Below are 17,494 nucleotides of genomic sequence, written 5' to 3'. Positions count from 1 at the left end.
CTGGAGTTCAGACTGTGCTCTTCCGATCTGCCGAGCGGTCGCCTCCCCCGGACCGCGGGCGCGGTGGACCCCCCGACACCGCGCCCGCACCCTCCCCCCTCCTGCACCGCCCTCGCACCCTCCCTCTCCCGCACCGCCCCCGCCCGTCCCGAAGGGACCCGCACCATGTCGTACCCGCGCTGCACCCGCTGCGGCCCGCCGCGGAACGGCGAAGCGTGCCGCTGCGCACCGACACCGGCACCGAGCGACCACGTCCCGCTGGTGCGGCCGTACGTGACGACCGTTCAGGTCCTCGACCGGCCCGCGCCACCGACCGCGTCCCCCGTCCCACCGGCGCCCCCGACGCCCCCGGACCCCGGCCTGGGCCGGTTCTCCCTCACCCCCGTCACGCCCTGGGCGGCGGCCGCCGCCCGGCCCGGCGGCGCCCACCGGCTCCGGAGCTGGACCGCACGCCGGGCCCGCCTGCTGATCTCCTCCTCCTGCGCCCTCGCGGTCTGCGGCAGCCTCGGTCCGGCCCTGCTCTCCGCACCACCGGAAGGCGTCGCCGAACCGGCACCCACCTCCCTGACCCTGACGCTCCGTCCGACCGACGCCGCGCCGGAGACCACCGCTCCCCCGCCCACGGCCCCGGCCGCCGCCGAACCCACCGGCAGCGCACCGAGCGGAACCCGGCCCCCCACCACCCCCGCCCCGGTCCGCACCCCCGCCGCCCGTACGGCCTCACCGAAAGCTCCCGCCACCGCCTCCACCACCGCACCGCCCCCGGCCTCCCCCTCCGCCACCCCGCCCGCCGTGCCGCCCGTCCCGACCTCGGCCCCACCCACCCCGACCTCCGCCCCGGTGCTCCGGCGCGGTGACACCGGGCCCCAAGTGCGGCGCCTGCAGACCCTGTTGCTCGACCTCGCCTGTGCGCCCACCCGCTACCGCACCCCGTCCGGGGTGTTCGACGACTGGACCGCCGCCGTCCTGGTCTCCTTCCAGCGCCGCTCCGGCATCCGCGGCGAGGACGGCACCTACGGCCCCGCCACCCGGGCCGCGCTGGAAGCCGCCGTGCCCACCTGCTGAACCCGTCTTCCGACCACCCGACAGCCCACCCCACCGGACGGACACCGTGCACGCCTCCCTGCCCGGCGACGCCCTCGCCACCGTTCTCGACGCCCTGCCCGACCCGGCCCTGCTGATCAACAGCAACGGCACCGTGCTGGCCGCCAACTCGCCCGCCCACCACGCCTTCCAGGCACCGGGCACGGTCCTGGTCGGGCTCGGCGTCCTCGACCTGCTACCGGAGCTCGACCCGCGCCGCATCCCCGGCTCGATGCGCCCGGCCGGGGGCCTCGGCCCGGTCGAGACGCTCCGGACCACCGCCCGCCGCACCGACGCCACCACCTTCCCCGCCGAGGTCCGCACCAGCGAACTGACCCACGAGCTGGCCGCCCTGCTGCTGCCGCCGGTCGGCCCCGAACCACCCACCGGCCTGCTGCTGCTGACCGCCCGGGACCTGACCGAGCTCAGCCGCGCCCACGCCGAGCTCGCCCGGCTGCGGACCGAGACCGAGACGGTGCTGCGCACCTGTTCCGAGGGCGTCCTCGGGATCGACACCGACGGCAACTGCGTGCTGGCCAACCCGGCGGCGCTCCACCTGCTGCGCTACCGGGCCGGCGAACTCGCCGGCCTCCCGCTCCGCTCCCTGCTGCCGTCCGGGGCCACAGCGGCGCCGCCCGCCGTCCTCGCCGCACTGGCCACCGGCCGCCGCAGCGCCGGCTGCGGGACGCTGCGCCGCAAGGACGGGGTGTCCCTCGCCGTCGACCTGCGGGCCGCCCCGCTCCACCACGAGGGCCGGGTGGTCGGCGCGGTGCTGGCCTTCACCGACCGCGGACGCGAACTCTCCGCCGCCGCCGGAGAGGCCTACCTCACCGCCGTGCTCCGCAACGACCTGGGCCCGTCCACCGGAGCCCTCGCCGACCGGCTGCACCGCCTCGCCCACGATCCGGCGGCCCGGCTCTGGCCCGAGGCGATCGGTGAACTGCGCCAGCTCTCAGCCGAGTTCGCCCGGTCCCGGGCCGTGGTCGAGCAGGTGCTCGACGAGCTCCACCGGCCGGTGGCACCGGACGGACCGCCGCGCACCCGACCGGTGGCGCTGCACCAGGTCCTGCAACGGGCCGCGGACCGGCTCGACCTCCCGGCCGGGGTCGACCGGGTGCGGCTGACCGTGCACACCGCGGCCGTCGAGGTCGGCGCCGCCCCGCACCCGCCCGCCGGGCCGCCCGAGCCCCCGCCGCACCGGCGTCACGCCCGGCCCGGCGCCGACGCCCCGCTGCTCGGCCTCGCCCCGGCCCCCGCCCCGCCGCCGCTGGCCCCCGCCCCGCCGCCCGCGCGGCGCGCCGGCCGCCACCGCGCCGCCCCGTCCCCGTCCGCTCCCGGCATCTCCCAGACCGCCTGACGGTCCGTCAACCGGTCCTGCCCCCGAAGGGAACCCACGTGCCCGTCCTCCGCCGACTCGCCCCCGCCCTGCTGCTCGCCGCCGCCCTGACCACCACCGCGGGCCCCGCGCAGGCCCACGGTTCGCTCCAGAAACCGCTCAGCCGGATCGAGGGGTGCTACCTGGAGGGGGCCGAACATCCGAAGTCCGCCGCCTGCCAGGCGGCCGTCGCCCTCGGCGGCACCCCCGCGCTCTACGACTGGATGAGCCTGCGGATCGGCGAAGCCGCCGGACGGCACCGCCAGTTGATCCCGGACGGAAAGCTGTGCAGCGCCGGCGACCCGACGTACCGGGGCCTGGACCTGCCCCGGGCGGACTGGCCGGCCACCCGGCTGACCTCCGGGGCCGCCTACACCTTCGAGTTCCGGGCCACCGCACCGCACAAGGGCACCTTCGAGCTCTACCTGACCAATCCGAGCTACTCCCCGACCAGGCCGCTGACCTGGGCGAACCTCGACTCCAAGCCCTTCCTCACCGTCACCGACCCGCAACTCTCCAACGGCTCCTACCTGTTGCCGGGCCGCGTCCCCGCCGGGCGCACCGGCCGCCAGCTGGTCTACGTCATCTGGCAGCGCTCCGACAGCCCCGAGGCCTTCTACTCCTGCTCCGACGTGGTCTTCGACGGCACCGGGACGGCCGCCACCGCACCCACGGCCGCCGCGCAAGGCACCGCCGACGCCGGGCACACCGGGCACGACCACGGCACCGCCGCGCCGTCGCCCTCCCGTGCCCCCGCCCGGACGCCCTCCCCCTCCCCCACGCCGAGCTCGGCCGCGACCCCCACCCCGTCCGCCTCCTCCACTCCCCCCGCCCCGGCCCCGGCCGATCCGTCCGCTCCGCCCCCGGCGACCACCGTCCCCGAGGACGGCCCTCGGCTCGCCCGCACGGCCGCCGACGGACCGGGCGCACCGGTCGGGCTGGTCGTCGCCCTGGTCTCCGCGCCGCTGCTCGCCGGAGCGGCGGTCCTGCTCCGCCGCCGGCTGCGCCCCGGCCGGGGCAACCACCGGTGAGCGGCCGTCAGGCCGGCCCGGACCGGCTCACGCCGTCAGGGCCGCACGGGCGAACGACCGCAGGACGGCCGGGTGGTCGACCGGGTCGCCGTCGCCGTTGGTCGCGCCCAGGTGGGCCACCAGGTCCTGCGGGTCCAGGCGGTGCGCCTCGGCCTCGCCGAGGAGGTGCTCGACCGGGGCGGCGGCGGTGAGGTGGCGGCGCAGGTCGCGGAGGAGGTCGGCGCGGTCGACGACGTCGCTCATGCCGCAGTCGAGGCCGTCGTCGTCCAGGTCGTCGGGGTAGGGGGCGCGGGCCCAGGTGCCGTTCTCGTACCAGTAGACGCAGCCGATCTCGTTGCCCGCGATCCGGTCGCGCAGCTCCTCGTACGGCAGCCAGTCCGGCCCGCCGGCGAGCACGTCGATCGGCGGCTCGTACCACTTGACCTCGCTGGACTCGTCCTCGCCGTAGAGGACGAAGCGTCCCTCGTCGCAGCGGGAGAGCACCCACCAGGTGCAGCCGGAGTCGTCCCAGTGCAGGCCGTCCTCGTCGATCCACCGGCCGTGGCGGTGGACCGCCGGGCGGGCCTCGGCCTCGGTGGTGGCGGTCAGCGCGGCGAGCAGCGCCCAACGTGCCCAGAGCACCTCGGCCGATGGGAGGTCCTGCGGCAGTCCGGGCCGGTTGACGGTCATTCAAGTGCCCCCGTGTGAGCGTTCGGTCGGTGATCACCACCACCCTACGGGGGTGTCACCGGGCGCCGTCGATGGCGTACGGTCCGTACTGACGCGCCGTCGGAGGGTGAGGAGCGGACCGGTGTCCACCGAAGCAGTGACCGCAGCACCTCCCGTGCCCCGGCTGGACCCGGCGGTGGCGGCCGCCTGGCGGGCCCGGGGCGGGGAGCTGGTGGAGCTCCTGGCCGCCGCCCGGGACGAGGTGGGGCCGGTGGCAGGGGTGCCGGTCGGGGACCGGCCGACGGTGCTGGTGACCGGGCCGGCCGAGGTGCAGCACGTGCTGGCACACCACCCGGAGCGCTACGTGAAGCGCTCGCACCGGGCCAGGATGCTGATCGGCGACGGTGTGCTGGCCGCCACCGGGGAGGCCTGGAAGCGCCAACGGAAGCTGCTGCAGGGCCAGTTCACCGGCACCGGGATGCGCCGCTACGAGCGGCGGATCGCCGCCGCGGCACGCACCGCCGCCGGGCGCTGGGCCCGCGCGGCGGGCGAGGGCGCGGTGGTGGACCTCGGCGACGAGATGCGGCGCTACGCGCTCGACACCATCTGGCGCGCCCTCACCGGCCATCCGCTGGACGACGCCACCGACCGCGAACTCGGCGCCGTGGCCACGGTGGTGGCCCGGATGCCGGAGCTGCCGGCCGACGCCTCGGACGCCGCGGCGGCGGTGGCCGGGGAGCTGGCCAGGATCGACCTGATCGCCGAGCGTGCCATCGAGGCCGCCCGCTCGGGCCCGGCCGGGCCGGACGGCCCGGGGCTGCTGGCCCTGCTCACCGAGGAGGGCCACGGCTACCCGGACCGGCTGATCCGCGACGAGCTGGTCACCCTCCTGGTGGCCGGGCACGAGACCACCGCGACCACCCTCACCTGGCTCTACCTGCTGCTGGACCGTCACCCCGGCGCCCGGGAGGCCGCGCTGGCCGCCGGCGTGGAGGGCTCGCCTCAGCGCCGCGAGGCGGTGCTCGCCCTGGTCCACGAGACCCTGCGCCTCTACCCCTCCGCCTGGCTGCTCCCCCGCCACGCCCTGGAGCCCGACGTGCTCGGCGGCCACCGGATCGAGGCCGGCACCGACGTCCTGGTCTGCCCCTACCTCACCCACCGCGACCCGTCCCGCTGGCCCGACCCCGAACGCTTCGACCCCGCCCGCTTCACCACCCCGGGCCGCCGCCCCGCCGAACTCGGCGCCTACCTCCCCTTCGGCCTCGGCGCCCGCGCCTGCCTGGGCACCCAGTTCGCCCTCCGCGAGACCGCCGCCCTGCTCGAACTCCTGCTCCCCGCCTGGTCGACGACCCTCCACGACCCCCCGTCCGGCGCCTCCTACAGCATCACCGTCCGCCCGGACGGCCCCGTCCTCGCCACCCTCACCCCGGCGGCGGGAGCCTGAACCACCCCGTCCGCACCAGGGAGGATTCGGGTACGATCCGCCGTGGAAACGACGGAGACCCTGCGCCGGACCGGCGAGTGAGGAGGCCGCGGCGGTGCGTGCGCTGACCCGGGACGAGGAGTGTCTGCTCGTCAACGCCCGTGAGGGCACCGAGCTCTGGGCGGTGCTGGCCGACCGGGCGGAGACCGAGGAGGACGAGGAGCGTGACTCCTACGTCCCGCTCTTCACCGCGCTGATCACGGACTGGACCCGGGAGGGCTACGTCCGGCTGCGGCGCGGCGGCGCCTGGCCGCACTGGCTGACGGACGGGCGGGACGTGCCGGTGGAGGAGGTCCCCGCCGTGCTGGCCGACCCGGCCAGTTGGGCGTACGAGGAGGAGCCGGTCTCGGTGGTGGCGGTGGTCGTGGGCGCGCGCCCCGTCGACGACCTGTTCTGAGGCGCACGCCCGGAGGCCGGTGCCACCCCCGGCGGGGGATCGGGCACCGGCCTCCGACGGATCAGCCGGCCGTCCGGACCGTAATCGCGGCGGTCACGGCCGCGGCGTTGGCCAGCGCCTCCTCGGGCGTGGCGCCCTTGGTCATCACCGAGCCGGCCCGGTCCCAGGAGCTGCGCAGCGGACGGACCGTCTGGCCGGGCTCCAGGTGGAGCGAGAGGGAGAGAACGCCCGGCAGGGCGCGGGCCTCCTCCACTCCGGTGACGGAGACCACCTCGCCGGGCTCGGCCTGGACGAAGCGCACCGCCGCACCTCCGGCCGCCTCTCGCGGCAGGGGGGCGGGCCGCCCGCCCTGCATGACGGTGTAGAACTCCGCCGCCAGGTTGATCCGGTAGGCCTCCTCGATCAGCATCGGGATGCCGTCGCCGGGGAAGCGCCCGGCGCACTCGACCAGGTACGGGACGCCCTCGCTGACGATCCACTCGCAGTGCACCATGCCGCTGCCGAAGCCCACCGCCCGCAGCACCCTCCCGGTCTCGGCGACCAGCAGCTCCCCGAGCTCGGGCGCGAGGCCCGCCGCCGGGACGGAGTGGCCGAGCTCGATCGGCCGGTCTCCGGGGTAGAGCAGCTTGCCGGTGACGTTGGAGAACAGCACCTCGCCCTCGCGGACCAGCAGTTCGACGCTGAACTCCTCGCCCCGCACGTACTGTTCGACCAGCATCCGCAGCTCCCGCTCACGGTCGGGCACCAGGTAGCCCTCGTCCTGGGTGAGGCAGTCCTGCCAGACCGATTCCAGGCCGTCCAGCGAGTGCAGCACCCGGGTACCCACCGAGGCCTGCCGGTTGGCGGGCTTGAGCACCAGGGGGCCGGGGTGGGCGGCGGCGAACTCCCGCACCTGCTCGGCCGAACCGACCTCCTGGGAGGCCGGGTTGGCGATCCCGGCGGCCCTGGTGACCTTGCGCAGCAGCGCCTTGTCCCGCATCACCTGGGCGGCGCCGGCCCCGGCACCCGGCAGGCCGTAGCGCTCGGCCAGCCGGGCCGCGAACGGCGTGGCGTACTCCAGCAGCGGGGCGATCAGCGCCGGATCCAGGTCGGGGTAGGTGGCGAAGAACTCGTCGGCCGCACCGGGGAGTTGGTACTCCCACCCGATCAGCTCGCGGAGCATCACGGCGCCGTCCAGGGCGGACTTCAGATCACGGTTGCGGATCACGTCCGGCTCGTCGATGACGATCACCGAGCCGGGGGCGAACTCCTTCACCACCGGGAGGACGTTGACGTAGCCGACGATGATCCAGGGCTGCTGCGAGGTCATCGGGTTCTCCTTCGAGGTCGTGCGGACGGGTCGGTCAGTGGCGGAGTTCGAGGGTGCAGCACTTGGCGCTGCCGCCGGCCTTCAACAGCTCGGTGAGGTCGACCCCGTGGGTGCGGAAGCCGCGCTCGCGCAGCTGGGCGGCCAGCCCGGTGGCGGCCTCGGGGAGGATCACGTTGAGCCCGTCGGAGACGGCGTTGAGGCCGAAGACCACGGCGTCGGCCTCGGTGGCGATCACCGCGTCCGGGAAGAGGGCGCGCAGCACGGCCCGGCTCTCCTCGCTGAACGCGGCCGGGTAGTACATCACCTCGTCCTGGTCGAGCACCGCCAGCGCGGTGTCCAGGTGGTAGAAGCGCGGGTCGACCAGCTGGAGGCCGACCACCGGGCGGCCGAACAGTTCGGCGGCCTCGGCCTGCGAGCGCGGGTCGGAGCGGAAGCCGTTGCCGGCCAGGATGGCGCGGCCGGTGGTGAGGTAGTCCCCCTCCCCCTCGTTGGCGTACTCCGCCTGGACCACCTCGGCGAAGCCCTGGGAGCGGAACCACTCGACGTAGTGGGCGGATTCGCCGTCCCGCTCGGCGTGCCGGAAGCGGGCGACGAGCACCTTGTCGTCGACCACGGTGGCGCCGTTGGCGGCGAAGACCATGTCGGGCAGGGCCGGGTCCGGGTCGATGGTCTGGACGTGGTGGCCGAGCGAGACCAGCAGGTTGTGCAGCACCTCCCACTGGGCCACGGCCAGGGTGTTGGAGGTGGGCTTGGCCGGGTTCATCCAGGGGTTGATGGAGTAGGTGACGTCGAAGAAGTCCGGACGGCACATCAGGAAGTGGCGCAGTCTGGCCCGGCGCGGCATCCGCGCGGCCTGGCTGGTGGCGGCGGTGCGGGCGGTGGGGGTGAGCAGCTCGGTCATGGCGGCGGGTCCTCTCGCAGACGTGGGGGGAAGGGTTCAGCTGGTGATGCCGAGGCTGAGCGGGAACCCGGGCCGGCTGCCGAGCAGGTGCGCACCGGCGGACTGCAGGATCTTGTCCTGCGCCACCACGTGCTGACACATCGTCATGGTGTCGCGCAGCCAGCGGTCGAGCGGGTTGGGCCGGTAGACCGAGGCGGTCTGCATCAGGTCGTAGAGCCGGGTCAGGATGGAGCGGGCGGTGCGGAAGGCGTGCAGCCGGGAGAGCGGCAGGGCGGCCCGCTCCTCGGGGGTGAGGTCGTCCAGGGTGCCGCCGGGGGCGGAGAGCACCTCCCACTGGCGGCGCAGCGCGCCGTAGACGCCCTGGCGGGTGGCGTGGAAGTCGGCCTCGCACTCGGCGAGGGTGACCTGCATCCGCCAGTTGTCGGCCCAACCGGACCCGCCGGGGCCGGACTTGGCGGACACCTGGGCACGTACCCAGTCGAGGGCGGCGCGGGCGGTGCCGAGCGGGACGCCGGGCATGTTCCGCATGTGCACCTCGGGCTGGGCCAGCGGGCCGGCCGCTCCCCGGACGGTGTCGAAGGTGAGGGTGCGGCCCTCGGGAACGAACACCTCCTGGATGGCGTAGTCGCAACTGCCGCTGCCGGCCAGGCCGGTGGTGTGCCAGGTGTCGATGACCTCGACCTGGGCGGCGGGGACCATCAGCAGGACGGAGTCCTGCGGCCCCTCGGCGGGGTAGGGGGCGCCGTCCTCGAACACGAAGGCGCCGGAGATCACCCAGTCGGCGTGGGTGATGCCGCTGCCGAACTGCCAGCGCCCGCTGAGGCGGTAGCCGCCCGGCACCCGCTCGGCCCGGCCGGTGGGGAAGAGCAGTCCGGCGGTGGTCATGTCCAGGCGGGGGAACATCTCCTTGGCCACCGGCTCGTCCAGGAAGGCCGCGTAGAGGCCGGAGTCCATGCCGATCATGGCGGCCCAGCCGGCCGAGGGGTCGCCGTAGGCGAGGGCCTCGACCACCTCGGTCTGCTCGACCGAGCTGAGTTCGGGGCCGCCCCAGGAGCGGGCGAAGCCCATCCGGAAGGCGCCGGTGGCGCGGACCGCCTCGACCACCTCGGGGGGAAGGCGGCGGGCCCGCTCGATCTGCTCGCCGCGCTCGCGCAGCCAGGGCGCCAACTCCCGTGCGGCGGCCAGGATGTCGGCAGCGGTGTTGGGCACCTCTGCCGGGACGGGCGCCGGATCGGCGGGGACGGGCGCCGGGCCGGCCGGGCGGGCGGCCGCGGCGGGGGCCGGGGCGGCGATCGGCGTCGGGTGGGGCATCTCAGGACTCCTTCGCGGCAGAGGGGGTGGCGGCCGGCAGCTGCCGGAAGCCGCCGTGCAGGAAGAGCAGGGGCGGGCGGTGGTCGCCACCGGCGGTGGCGACCACCTCGCCGATCACCATCGTGTGGTCGCCGATCTCGAAGCTGTCCCGCAGGACGCACTCCAGACCGGCCATCGCGTCCAGGAGCAGGGCGCCGGTCTCGCTCCCCGGGCTGGCGGCCAGGCCGGCCACCACCGACTCCCGCTCGGGGCGGCCCCGGGCCAGCGAGCGGGCCAGCGGCTCGGCCCCGCCGTCCAGGATCGCCACCGCCCACTTCTTGGTCAGGAGCAGGTCGCCCAGGAAGCGGGACTCGCGGTGCAGCGAGAGCGCGACCAGCGGCGGGTCGAGCGAGACCGAGGTCAGCGAGTTGAGCGTCACCGCGTCGTGGCGGCGGGTGCCGTCGCGGTCGGCGTAGGTGGTCGCGACGCAGACCCCGGTGGCGAAGTCGCGCATCACGCCGCGCAGATCGGGTGACATGGCGGGTGCTCCTCTCCCGTCGTCTCAGACGGCCTGGGGGTGGGTGAAGACCCGGTCGGGGTCGTAGCGGCGCTTGACCTCCTGGAGACGGGCCAGGTTGGGGCCGTGGTAGGCGGCCAGGGCCTGGCCGGGGGGCAGGTCGGGGTCGGCGAAGTTGAGGTAGGAGGCGTCCCGGGCGTGTTCGCCCATCGCGGCGTGCAGGTCGGTGAGCCAGTCGAGGTTGGCCCGCCGCAGCTCCTCCGGGTCCTCAGGGCTCCAGGAGGTGTCCATGGAGACCAGGAAGAGCACGTCCCGGTGCGGGAAGGCGGTCTCGGTGACCGGCACCCGGTTGATCGCCCCGCCCCAGGTGAACAGGGCCACGCCGGCCCCGTCCGGGTTCCCGCTGCCGGGCCACTTCTGCAGCGCCGTCAGCACGGTATCGATGGCGGCCCGCCCGATCGGCTCGGTCACCGTCCTGGTGCGGACGGCGAACGGGTCGCCGGAGGTCTCGTGGTGCAGGAAGTCCTTCGCCTCCCAGTAGCCCATGTCCTCCACCAGCACCCGCTCGGGTTCGGCCGCGGCCAGCACCGGGGCGAGCAGCTCGCGCAGCTCGCTCGCCGGGCCCAGGTGCTGGCCGATCACGGAGACCGAACCGCCGTCCGCCCCGGTGCGGTTGACCCCGATCCGGGCGGCGAACTCGTCCGGCGCGGCGGCCATGATCCGCTGCATCACCGTCAGCACCACCGGCGCGTCCGCCAGCGGCCAGAGCAGCAGGCAGGTGGAGCTGGGCACGGTGGGGCGGGCCTGGAAGGTGAAGGAGGTGTTGACCCCGAAGGTGCCGCCGCCCCCGCCCTTGCAGGCCCAGAACAGGTCGGGGTGCTCGGTCTCGTTGCACCGCACCAAGGAGCCATCGGCCAGCACCAGTTCGGTCTCCACCAGGGAGTCGCAGGTGAGCCCGAAGGCCCGGGAGACGGCGGCCACGCCGCCGCCCAGGGTCAGGCCGCCGATGCCGACCTGGTCGGAGTTGCCGAGCGGCACCGCCAGGTCGTGGCGCTGGAGCTCGGCGTAGAGGTCACCGGAGCGCACTCCCCCGCCGACGGTCACCAACTCCCGCTCCCGGTCCACCCGGACGGTGTCCAGCCCCTGGAGGTCGAGCACCAGGCCGCCGGCGGTGGTGCCCCGGCCCGAGTAGCCGTGCCCGCCGCCGCGGGCCACCACCGGCAGCCCCTCGGCGCGGGCCCAGGCGATGCCCCGGGCCACGTCGGCGACGCTGCCGACCGAGAGCACCCCGGCGGGGACCACCTCGGCGTAGCGGCGGTTGAAGGCGGAGCTGCGCTCCTCGAAGCCCTCCTCGCCGGGCAGCCGGACCGCTCCGTCCACCCGGGCCCGCAGTGCCTCCCAGTCAGGCATCGTCCTCGCCCCCGTCCGCTCCGCCCGGGTTCCCGCCGGCGCCGGTGACCTCGGTCAGGAAGGAGGTGCCGCTCTGCGCGTGCGGGCCGTAGCGCTCCCACTCCTCGCGGATCAGCAGGTCCCCGCCCGGGCCGGTGTAGGGGGTGTTGACGGTCCGTCCGGCGATCACCTCGCCGTCGTCCAGCACCATCGTGTAGGCCAGCTCCAGGACGCCGTCCGGCCCGCAGACCCCGGCCACGTTGCCCCGGCGGACCGGGCCGCCGGCGAAGTCGGCCCAGACCAGGTCGTCCTCCTGGTGGTAGCGGGCCACCACCCCGTCCGCGGACTCCAGCTTGCGGAACTGCCGTCCGTCGTAGTCGATCCTCATGACCGCGCCTCCACCGCGTCGGTGTCCAGCAGGCCGGCCGGCATCTCCAGCACCGCGTCGATCCCCTTCCGGGCCAGCGGCTCGGCGTCCAGCTCCACGGCGGCCAGGGCGGCCTCCAGCCGCTCCTCGCACTCCTCGGGGCCGTCCGCCGTGCAGACCACGAAGGAGTACCGGGCCAGGTAGCCGCCGGGCGGCAGCCGCAGCTCGGTGCCCGGGGAGACCATCGGCTCGGCGCCGGCCAGCCCCGGCAGCGCGCCCGGCATCCGCACCTCCCGCACCGTGCAGTCCTCGGCCGGGTAGCCGAAGCGGATGCCCGCCACGCCCCGGTGACGCGGGGTCAGGTCGGAGCGCACCCCGAGGGCGGTCTCCACCAGCACCTCGCCCGGGTCGATCCCGGTGGCCAGCCTGCCCAGGTAGGGGATCAGGTCCCCGCCGAGCCGGCCGTTGACCTCGATCACCACCGGGCCGTACGGGGTGAGCTTGAGCTCGGCGTGGGTCATGCCGTCCTCCACCCCCAGCACCTGGTGGGTCTTGGCCAGCACGTCCAGCAGCACCTGGTCCTGGAGCAGCGGGTCGTCCGCGTCCACCAGGTGGCCGAGCTCCTCGAAGTACGGGTGCAGCCCGGTCCGCTTGCGGGCGACCACCACCGCGCGGTACTCGCCGCGCTGCACCACGCCGTCCACGCTGATCTCCGGCCCGCCGGCGTAGCCCTCGACCATCGCCCCGCCCCGGTACGGCTCGTCGCCGACCATCCCGGCGTTGGCGGCGACCAGGTACGCCTCGTCCAACCGGCCCTCGTCCGGCGCCAGGACGACGCCCATCGAGGCGCCGAGCGCGCGCGGTTTGACCACCACGGGGTAGCCGATGGCGGCCGCGGCGGCCCGGGCCGCCTCCGGGGTGTCGACCAGCTCGAAGCCGGGCTGCGGGAGTCCGGCCGCGGTCAGCAGGGTGCGGGTGGTGTGCTTGTCGCGGCAGCCGACCACCCCGGCCAGGCCGAGGCCGGGCAGGCCGAACTCGGCGGCCAGTTCGGCGGTGGGCATCACCAGCGGCTCGTCGTAGCAGAGGATGCCCTCCACCCTCCGCCGTGCGGCGATCTCCCGTGCGGCGGCCTTGAGTTGCCCGTGGTCGAAGACGTTGACCACGGTGATCTCGTCGAAGTACGGGGTCTGCCAGGTCGGGTGCAGGTTGTTCACCAGCACCAGTTTCAGGCCGAGTTCGGCGGCCCGGCGGGCGGCCGATTCGATCAGGTACTCGCGGTAGTACCGCAGACCGCTGCCGATCACCAGCAGCACGCGGTCCTCGTCACCGCTCATGGCGTCTCCTCTCGGTGCGGGGATGGGCTCTCGTGGGATTCGGGCTCCTCCAGCGCCGCCACGATCCGGTCGGCGACCAGGGGGGCGGTGCGGAAGCCGTCGCCCCCGCTGGCCGTCCTGGCCCAGGTGCCGGGGCCGATCCGGACCAGGTGGGCGGCGCCGGTGCCGGCGTCCACCAGGTAGTGGCAGCGCTTGACCGCCAGCACCTGGTAGCGGTCGGGTTCGGTGAGGATCGGCTCGGCCAACACCTGCTCGGCCCACCGGACTTCCTCCTCCGGGGTGCCCTCGGTGGCCAGCTCGGCCTCCCGGCAGACGGCCGCCGAGCTGACCTTGAGCAGCGTCCCGTCGCCGGGCGGCAGCAGCCAGGCCAGGCCCTCGCTGCCGATCCTCCCGACGCCGGGGGTGCGCTCCCAGGCCGCCGCGAGCTCCTCGGGCGGCTTGAGGTAGACCAGGGTCTGACGGTGCAGCAGCATCGGCAGGTCGACCAGGTCCTTGGACCACGGGCCGGTGGCGATCAGGGTCAGGTCCCCGGTCAGGGTGCGGGCGTCGGGCAGGTGCACCTCCCCGGTCCGCGGGTCGACGGCCTTGACCTCCTGCCAGGGCATCAGGGTGACGCCCGGACGGGCGGCCAGCCAGCGGGCCACCGCCTGGAGCGCGTGGTCGGCCAGCAGCACCCCGCCGTGGTGCTCCCGCACGCCCACCGTCCCCTCGGGGAAGCGGACGTGCGGCAGCTGCCCGGGCTCCAGCAGGCTGACCGGCAGCCCGGCCTCCGCGGCGACCGCCGCGACCTGCTCCGCCTCCTCCGCCGGCCAGGCCGTGACCATCCCCACCCGGCGGTAGAACCGGGTGCCCAGCATCGCCTCCAGGGCCAGCCAGCGCCGGTGGGCGACGGCGGTGCGCCGGGAGGCCGCCGGATCGGCCGGGTCCAGCGCGCGGACGGCCCGGTGCTGGTCGAAGGAGGTGGAGCCGGGGTTGGGGATGGCGCCCCGGTCGATGACGGTGACCCGGTGGCCGGCCAGGGAGCACCGCACCGCGGTCAGCAGGCCGGTCACCCCGGCGCCGACCACCAGCACCCGGCGGCTCTCGGCCGCCACCTCAGTCGCCCCCGACCGGGATCCGCGGCAGCGGACGGACCGTCACCTCGGTGGTGGTGTCCGGCCCGCCGACGGCCAGGGAGTCCAGTGCCCCGCCCGCCACCGCCTCCGCCGCCAGGTCCACCAGGACCGGCGCCGCGCAGCGCAGCACCGTGCGCACCTGGTGCGCGAAGTCGCCCGCCCGCCGCTCCGTCACCTCCCAGCGGTCCAGCCGGCCGAGCTGCTCGGCCAGGGTCTCGGCCGCCCGGTTGAGGCTGAAGCCCTCGGTGTCGTACGCGGCGGCGAACCGGGCGGTGATCCGGTCGGCTGCCCGGCGCGAGGCCGCCGAGACCGGCAGGGTGCGCCCGGCGAGCGCGGCGTCCTTCTCGACGATCCGGTTCCACGGCGCGACCAGACGGGCACCGGTGACGGCGGCCAGCTGCTCCCAGCCGAAGTTGGTGCGCTGGTACTCGGGGCTGGTGGCGGCCAGGTGGTAGCGGCCGACGTCCCGGGGCAGCCGGTCGGCCAGCTCCTGCCCCCAGACCAGGTGGCCCCGGCTGGTGGAGAACTTCTGGTGGTCCAGCTCGTAGAACTCGTTGGTGACGAAGCGCGCGGGCAGCGCGTAGCGGCCCTCCAGCGCCATCAGCATGGCCACGCCCGCGACGGCGAACGGGAAGGTGTTGTCGAAGCCGAGGAAGTAGACCACCTCCGTCTCCGCCTCCGGCCACCACAACTGGTCGTCGGCCTGCAGCACTTCGCCTCGCCGCTCGGCGCCGAGCGCGGTGGTGTACATCGACCAGGCCATGGTCTCCGCGTTCGGGTTGATCACCTGACCGGGCACCTCGGGGAACGGCGCGGGGATGCCCCAGGCCCCCGGATAGGTCACCGGGAAGTCCGGCAGCGGGGCGGCCAGCATCTCCCGGACGGCCTGCGCCATGTGCGGGCGCAGGGCGGCGCCGGTCCGCTCGAAGTACTCCCGCAGCCGCTCCCGGTACTGCTCCAACGGCAGCACCAGCACCGGGAGTTCGCGCAGCTCCAGCTCCTCCTGCGGGTCCTCGGTGGAGCGCGGGTCGATCAGGTCCCCGGCGGCCAGCGGGTGGCCGCAGCTCTCGCAGAGCCCGGCGCAGCCCTCGGTGAGGCAGACCGGGCAGCCGCCCTTCACGAAGCCGTCGACCAGGTACTCGCCGGTGCTCGGCCGGTAGGGGAAGCGCACCGGCTTCAACTCCAGCTTCCCGGCGGCGTGCAGGCGGCCGTGGAAGTCCAGCACCAGTTTGGTGAAGCGCTCCTCGTCCCGGCTGAAGCCGTCCACCGCGATGCCCAGGGCGGCCAGGGTGGCCTCGATCCTGGCGGTGGAGTCGGCCACCAGGTGCTCGGGCTCGGTGCCCAGGCGGCGGGCGGTGGTGACCACGAAGGTGGAGGTGTCCTGGGCGCCGGTGCCGAGCACGGCCTCGCGGCCGGCGGCCCGCTGATGGCGGGTGAAGACGTCGGCGGCCAGGAAGGGCCCGGCCAGGTGGCCGAGGTGCAGGTCGCCGTTGGCGGTCGGCGCGGGCGAGACCACGGCGATCCGGCCGCGCCGCTGACCGGCCGTCACGACGCCGCCCCCGCCCCGGCGTCCGCCCCTGCCGCGGCTCCCAGGTGACGGGCCAGGAAGTCGGCCGCCATCGGGGCGTCCCACCAGATGCCGTAGTACTCGAAGTCGGCGTCCGAGCGGTTGACCACCCGGTGGGTGGAGCCCGGCGGCAGGTGGACGATGTCGCCCGCCTTGAACTCGCGCTCCGCCCCGTCCACCTCCAGGGCGCCGTCGCCGCTGAGCGCGATGAAGATCTCGTACTCGTGGTGGCTGTGCGGATCGGAGGCGCCGCCCGCTCTGACCACGCACCAGGCGCCCTCGAACGGGGAGTTGAGCGGGGCCCAGGGCTTGAGCCGCTCGCCCTCGATGCCGTAGGCCGGGGTCAGGTTGGCCCGGTCCAGTCTGCGGATCTCCGGCTCCATCAGTTGCCTCCGATCGTGGCGGCGACGCTGCGCCGGTCGAGCAGGTCGGTGGTGATCTCGTGGGAGCGCTGGGCCAGCACGCTGAGCAGCGAGTCCGAGATCCCGTGGGTGGCCTCGTTGAAGCCCTGGAGGTAGAGGCCGCCGCGTCCGGCGCCGGTGCCGAGCTCCACCCGGTAGCGGCGGTTGACCTCGACCTCCTCGACGCCGAGCCGTCCGGCCAGCTGACGGACCATCGCGGGCATCCGCTGGTCGTAGCCGGTGCCGAGCAGCACCAGGTCGCAGCGGAGCGGCTCGACCTTGCCGGTGCGGCGGTCGCGCAGCTCCAGCACCACCTCGCCGTCCTCCTCGCGGGCGGCCACCACCTCGGTCATCGGGCGGACGGCGGAGCGCGGGGTGCCGTCGAGCTTCTGGCGGTAGAGCATCGCGTAGGTGTCGTCGAGGAAGGGCGCGGCCAGGCCCGCGTAGTTGGTCAGCCGCAGCTCGTCCAGGATCTGCTTCCTGGCCCCCGGGTCGGTGTCGTGGAACTCGTCGACGAAGGACGGGAAGAAGAGCTCGTTGACGAACTTGCTGGTCTGGTAGTTCATCAGGCCGATCGAGCGGTGCACCAGGGTCGGGGTGCTCAGCGGCAGGTCGTCGTGGACCGCGACGAACATCTCCGCGGCGCTCTGCGCGGCGCCTATCACCACCACCCTGGCCGGCCGGTCCACCGGGTGGCGGGCTATCCGGGTGGCGTACTGGGAGCTGTGGATCACCCGGTCGGCCGGCAGGCCGGCGAAGACCTCGGGCACGTGGGCGTCCCGGCCGGTGCCGACCACCAGGTCACGGGCGTCCACCGTGTCGCCGTCGGCCAGCGTGACCCGCCAGCCGGCCACGGTGCCGTCGTCGGCCAGGCGCGGCGCGACGGAGGTGGCCGCGGCGTTGTGCCGCACCCGGACGTGGTCCAGGGAGTTCGCCACCCACTCCAGGTAGTCGGAGAGTTCGCGGCGGTAGGGGTTGAAGGTGCCGAGGTTGACGAACTCGTCCAGCCGGCCCTGCTGGTGGAGGAAGGCCAGGAAGGAGAAGCGGCTCTGCGGGTTGCGGAGGGTGACCAGGTCCTTGAGGAAGGAGACCTGGCTGCGGGCGAACGGCAGCAGCAGGTTGCGCTGCCACTTCACGTCCGGGTGCTGCTCCAGGATGAGGGTGCCGGAGGCCAGCCCGGCCGAGCCGGACTCCTCGATCGCCACGGCCAGTGCCAGGTTGGAGGGCCCGGCGCCGATCGCCAGCACCTCGACCTCGTGGTCGGTCATGCTCTGTCACCACCTCACT

Annotated in this window: 17 protein-coding genes; 5 read left to right on the top strand and 12 right to left on the bottom strand. The window is 74.9% G+C overall.

What is annotated here, in order from left to right:
• Positions 1-273: 273 nt before the first annotated feature.
• From ACWEPF_RS26875 to ACWEPF_RS26865, 3 genes are read left to right on the top strand one after another with little or no spacing between them, the layout of a single operon-like run.
• Complete coding sequence (locus ACWEPF_RS26875) at positions 274-1,065, top strand: peptidoglycan-binding domain-containing protein (protein WP_452174537.1); 792 nt, start codon at positions 274-276, stop codon at positions 1,063-1,065.
• Positions 1,066-1,111: 46 nt separating this feature from the next.
• A complete protein-coding gene (locus tag ACWEPF_RS26870; RefSeq protein ID WP_452174536.1) occupies positions 1,112-2,440 on the top strand; it encodes a PAS domain-containing protein in 1,329 nt (442 codons plus the stop codon).
• Positions 2,441-2,478: 38 nt separating this feature from the next.
• Complete coding sequence (locus tag ACWEPF_RS26865; protein WP_452174535.1) at positions 2,479-3,489, top strand: lytic polysaccharide monooxygenase auxiliary activity family 9 protein; 1,011 nt, start codon at positions 2,479-2,481, stop codon at positions 3,487-3,489.
• 27 nt (positions 3,490-3,516) lie between these two features.
• Here ACWEPF_RS26865 and ACWEPF_RS26860 read toward each other — a convergent pair whose 3' ends face one another.
• Positions 3,517-4,158, bottom strand: a complete 642-nt coding sequence (locus ACWEPF_RS26860) for a hypothetical protein (RefSeq protein ID WP_452174534.1) — start codon at positions 4,156-4,158, stop codon at positions 3,517-3,519.
• Between the two features lie 121 nt (positions 4,159-4,279).
• Between ACWEPF_RS26860 and ACWEPF_RS26855 the strand changes: the two genes are divergently transcribed.
• Together ACWEPF_RS26855 and ACWEPF_RS26850 are read left to right on the top strand one after the other, a co-directional pair.
• Positions 4,280-5,581: a cytochrome P450 gene (locus ACWEPF_RS26855; protein WP_452174533.1), complete on the top strand. Its 1,302-nt coding sequence runs from the start codon at positions 4,280-4,282 to the stop codon at positions 5,579-5,581.
• Between the two features lie 94 nt (positions 5,582-5,675).
• Positions 5,676-6,017 carry a hypothetical protein gene (locus ACWEPF_RS26850; RefSeq protein WP_452174532.1) on the top strand — a complete coding sequence of 114 codons (342 nt, stop codon included), beginning with the start codon at positions 5,676-5,678 and terminating at the stop codon, positions 6,015-6,017.
• 61 nt (positions 6,018-6,078) lie between these two features.
• Here ACWEPF_RS26850 and ACWEPF_RS26845 read toward each other — a convergent pair whose 3' ends face one another.
• From ACWEPF_RS26845 to ACWEPF_RS26795, 11 genes are read right to left on the bottom strand one after another with little or no spacing between them, the layout of a single operon-like run.
• Positions 6,079-7,326: an ATP-grasp domain-containing protein gene (locus ACWEPF_RS26845; RefSeq protein WP_452174531.1), complete on the bottom strand. Its 1,248-nt coding sequence runs from the start codon at positions 7,324-7,326 to the stop codon at positions 6,079-6,081.
• A 34-nt stretch (positions 7,327-7,360) separates the two neighbouring features.
• Positions 7,361-8,227: a dimethylargininase gene (gene ddaH / locus ACWEPF_RS26840; protein WP_452174530.1), complete on the bottom strand. Its 867-nt coding sequence runs from the start codon at positions 8,225-8,227 to the stop codon at positions 7,361-7,363.
• Positions 8,228-8,263: 36 nt separating this feature from the next.
• A complete protein-coding gene (locus tag ACWEPF_RS26835; RefSeq protein WP_452174529.1) occupies positions 8,264-9,538 on the bottom strand; it encodes an acyl-CoA dehydrogenase family protein in 1,275 nt (424 codons plus the stop codon).
• 1 nt (position 9,539) lies between these two features.
• Entirely contained in the window at positions 9,540-10,055 is a 516-nt protein-coding gene (locus tag ACWEPF_RS26830; protein ID WP_452174528.1) for a flavin reductase family protein, read from the bottom strand.
• Between the two features lie 24 nt (positions 10,056-10,079).
• Positions 10,080-11,444 carry an FAD-binding oxidoreductase gene (locus ACWEPF_RS26825; RefSeq protein ID WP_452174527.1) on the bottom strand — a complete coding sequence of 455 codons (1,365 nt, stop codon included), beginning with the start codon at positions 11,442-11,444 and terminating at the stop codon, positions 10,080-10,082.
• Positions 11,437-11,811, bottom strand: a complete 375-nt coding sequence (locus ACWEPF_RS26820; protein WP_345289666.1) for a hypothetical protein — start codon at positions 11,809-11,811, stop codon at positions 11,437-11,439. The genes ACWEPF_RS26825 and ACWEPF_RS26820 overlap by 8 nt, the downstream gene beginning before the upstream one ends.
• Entirely contained in the window at positions 11,808-13,124 is a 1,317-nt protein-coding gene (locus tag ACWEPF_RS26815; protein ID WP_452174526.1) for an ATP-grasp domain-containing protein, read from the bottom strand. The genes ACWEPF_RS26820 and ACWEPF_RS26815 overlap by 4 nt, the downstream gene beginning before the upstream one ends.
• Positions 13,121-14,218, bottom strand: a complete 1,098-nt coding sequence (locus ACWEPF_RS26810) for an NAD(P)/FAD-dependent oxidoreductase (protein WP_452174525.1) — start codon at positions 14,216-14,218, stop codon at positions 13,121-13,123. The genes ACWEPF_RS26815 and ACWEPF_RS26810 overlap by 4 nt, the downstream gene beginning before the upstream one ends.
• Before the next feature lies 1 nt (position 14,219).
• Positions 14,220-15,788, bottom strand: a complete 1,569-nt coding sequence (locus ACWEPF_RS26805) for a class I tRNA ligase family protein (RefSeq protein WP_452174524.1) — start codon at positions 15,786-15,788, stop codon at positions 14,220-14,222.
• Positions 15,785-16,189, bottom strand: coding sequence for a cupin domain-containing protein (locus ACWEPF_RS26800; protein WP_345289671.1), 405 nt, complete (start codon positions 16,187-16,189; stop codon positions 15,785-15,787). Before ACWEPF_RS26800 ends, ACWEPF_RS26805 begins: the two co-directional genes overlap by 4 nt.
• On the bottom strand, positions 16,189-17,475 hold the full coding sequence (locus ACWEPF_RS26795; protein WP_452174523.1) for a lysine N(6)-hydroxylase/L-ornithine N(5)-oxygenase family protein: 1,287 nt from the start codon (positions 17,473-17,475) through the stop codon (positions 16,189-16,191). Before ACWEPF_RS26795 ends, ACWEPF_RS26800 begins: the two co-directional genes overlap by 1 nt.
• Positions 17,476-17,494 lie beyond the last annotated feature (19 nt).

The sequence above is a fragment of the Kitasatospora sp. NPDC004289 genome (assembly GCF_053602875.1).
The sequence above is the reverse complement of the archived record's forward strand: the minus strand, read 5'-3'. Positions and strand labels throughout refer to the sequence as shown.

Excerpts from the sequence above, each read along its gene's own strand:
- ACWEPF_RS26825 (WP_452174527.1), bottom strand. The coding sequence starts at position 11,444 with ATGCCTGACTGGGAGGCACTGCGGGCCCGGGTGGACGGAGCGGTCCGG.
- ACWEPF_RS26860 (WP_452174534.1), bottom strand. The coding sequence starts at position 4,158 with ATGACCGTCAACCGGCCCGGACTGCCGCAGGACCTCCCATCGGCCGAG.
- ACWEPF_RS26845 (WP_452174531.1), bottom strand. The coding sequence starts at position 7,326 with ATGACCTCGCAGCAGCCCTGGATCATCGTCGGCTACGTCAACGTCCTC.
- ACWEPF_RS26820 (WP_345289666.1), bottom strand. The coding sequence starts at position 11,811 with ATGAGGATCGACTACGACGGACGGCAGTTCCGCAAGCTGGAGTCCGCG.
- ddaH (WP_452174530.1), bottom strand. The coding sequence starts at position 8,227 with ATGACCGAGCTGCTCACCCCCACCGCCCGCACCGCCGCCACCAGCCAG.
- ACWEPF_RS26815 (WP_452174526.1), bottom strand. The coding sequence starts at position 13,124 with ATGAGCGGTGACGAGGACCGCGTGCTGCTGGTGATCGGCAGCGGTCTG.
- ACWEPF_RS26795 (WP_452174523.1), bottom strand. The coding sequence starts at position 17,475 with ATGACCGACCACGAGGTCGAGGTGCTGGCGATCGGCGCCGGGCCCTCC.
- ACWEPF_RS26830 (WP_452174528.1), bottom strand. The coding sequence starts at position 10,055 with ATGTCACCCGATCTGCGCGGCGTGATGCGCGACTTCGCCACCGGGGTC.
- ACWEPF_RS26800 (WP_345289671.1), bottom strand. The coding sequence starts at position 16,189 with ATGGAGCCGGAGATCCGCAGACTGGACCGGGCCAACCTGACCCCGGCC.
- ACWEPF_RS26835 (WP_452174529.1), bottom strand. The coding sequence starts at position 9,538 with ATGCCCCACCCGACGCCGATCGCCGCCCCGGCCCCCGCCGCGGCCGCC.